The organism is Vibrio sp. 1641 (genome assembly GCF_033339995.1).
Lineage (GTDB): Bacteria > Pseudomonadota > Gammaproteobacteria > Enterobacterales > Vibrionaceae > Vibrio > Vibrio alginolyticus.
On the sequence record NZ_JAWOVP010000037.1, the window covers coordinates 1 to 2,330 of the forward strand.

The following is a 2,330-nucleotide window of genomic DNA, read 5'->3' on the forward strand; positions in this document are numbered from 1 at the left end:
TTCCTCCTTAGCTCAGTTGGTAGAGCGACGGACTGTTAATCCGCAGGTCGCTGGTTCGAGCCCAGCAGGAGGAGCCATATTAGAAGAAGCCGCATCACTTGATGCGGCTTTTTTGTATTAGTTTAAAGCTAAGCTCTCTCCTACTACCCACGAAATAACATAAGCGCTTTGATTATTAAAAACCGCTTACCGCAAGCTAACTATCAACTCACTAAGTAACCAGAAAATATTAACCACAAACGCGCGTGGCAAATGGTGTATCTTTCAACTAAAAAAAAGCCAGGTAAAAACCTAGCTTTTTAATTCAATCGGCCATCTCTGAAATCAGCTTAAACCACCAAGACAAATATACTTTGTCTCCAGATATTCATCGAGTCCTTGCTTAGCACCTTCCCGTCCAACACCCGACTCTTTAATTCCACCAAATGGAGCCACTTCAGTAGAGATGATCCCTTCATTAACTCCAACCATGCCGTACTCTAAACCTTCACTAAAAGTCACAATACGCTTCAAGCTATTCGTATAGAAATAGCAAGCCAAACCATATTCTGTATCGTTCGCCATTTCGAGAACTTGATAATCATTTTCAAAGGTAACAATAGGCAACACAGGCCCGAATAGCTCTTGCTGAACAATCGACATATTCTGCGTCACACTATCCAAAAGAACGGGCTCCATAAAGCGACCAGGCCGTCTCTGTGGAGAGTTAGCAATAGAGGCTCCTTCTTGTACAGCTTGATCGATCACCGCCTCTAGTCGATGCTTAGAGGCCATCGTAATAACAGGACCTAATGTGACACCTTTCTCTAAACCATTTCCAAGCTTTAATTTGCTTAACTTCGACAATACTTTATCAATAAAAGCTTGTTTTACATTTTTATGAACATATAGCCGATTGGTACAAACACATGTTTGCCCTGCATTACGGAACTTCGACGCGACAAGCCCTTCCGCAGCCTCATCTAAGTCTGCATCTTCAAACACGATGAAAGGCGCATTACCACCCAACTCCATCGACACCGCCTTGACTGAATCACTGGCTTGCTTCATCAAAATTTTCCCGACTCGCGTAGACCCCGTAAAAGAGATCTTCTGAATCCTAGGATCAGTACTTAGTACTTGACCAAACTCAGCAGCCTGCTCCGACACCACGACAGAAAGCAGTTCTTTAGGGATACCAGCCTGATAAGCTAATTCAACAACAGCAATTGCAGTGAGAGGGGTAAGCTCTGATGGCTTGATCAACATGCCACAACCTGCCGCTAGGGCTGGTGCTGCTTTTCTTGTAATCATCGCAATAGGGAAGTTCCAAGGTGTAATTGCAGCGCATACTCCCACAGGCTGGCGAATTGCAGATAGACGTCTATCTGTCGTGGGGGCAGGAATAACTTCGCCATAAGCACGTTTTGCTTCTTCTGAGAACCACTCGACAAAAGAGGCACCATACATCACTTCCCCTTTGCTCTCAGCTAAAGGTTTACCCTGCTCTAAGGTAATAATCGTGGCTATGTCTTCTGCATTATCAAGAAGTAGTTGATACCACCCCCTCAAACGACGAGAGCGCTCTTTGGCACTTAATTTAGCCCAACGGACTTGCTCCGTTTTGCACTGACCAATGAGATCATCTAACTCATCAAGAGTACTAGGCTTTAACCGAATTAACTCTTGCTCAGTTGCAGGGTTGATGACCACAATTCCCTCATCGGAAGACCATTGCTTAAATACAGATTTCAGCGTTTCATTTTTTATTTGTTGCATCATCAAACATACTCCTCAAGAACTCCTCTTAGGTTAATCGCTACTAGCAAGTTCAGCAAAGAAAACAAAGTTTTCTAAAAGGCATTAATTTTCGGAAGACTTAGCTCTCTTCCTCACTATATTTCGGGAAATTGCGTAATCCACGCAACGACGGTCCCGCTCTAAACATGGAAGCAATGAATGTTTGAGAAATAAGATGTAGAAAATTATTGTTTAAGAGAGACGCTAACAAAACACGCAGTACGGAAGACTATTCATTCTATTACGGTTGAGGGCGAGTGTTATAAAGACTCATTGTTCAAATGACCAATCTTTCAACGAGGACAGGATACAAACTCGGAGTAATTGGAAGTGCAGGCAGCAGGCTCATCTTCCTGAGAAACTCATGTGCCAAAAGGGTAAAGAAAGTCGTATTGTCTCGCCTTCAATGTGTAAATGCATTTCTAGGGGACACGACCAAACGAAAAAGCCCCAGTCTTTCGACTAGGGCTTAATATAAGTGGCGGAGTGGACGGGACTCGAACCCGCGACCCCCGGCGTGACAGGCCGGTATTCTAACCAACTGAACTACC

The 2,330-nt window shown here is 44.0% G+C and carries 1 protein-coding gene and 1 tRNA gene; one reads left to right on the top strand and one right to left on the bottom strand.

Going from position 1 to position 2,330, the window contains the following annotated elements:
• The first annotated feature begins 1 nt into the window (after position 1).
• Positions 2-77 (top strand) — tRNA-Asn (locus R7Z47_RS23955).
• A gap of 247 nt (positions 78-324) precedes the next feature.
• On the opposite strand, the gene R7Z47_RS23960 is transcribed toward R7Z47_RS23955, so the two are convergent.
• On the bottom strand, positions 325-1,761 hold the full coding sequence (locus R7Z47_RS23960) for an NAD-dependent succinate-semialdehyde dehydrogenase (protein ID WP_213969985.1): 1,437 nt from the start codon (positions 1,759-1,761) through the stop codon (positions 325-327).
• Between the last annotated feature and the right edge of the window lie 569 nt (positions 1,762-2,330).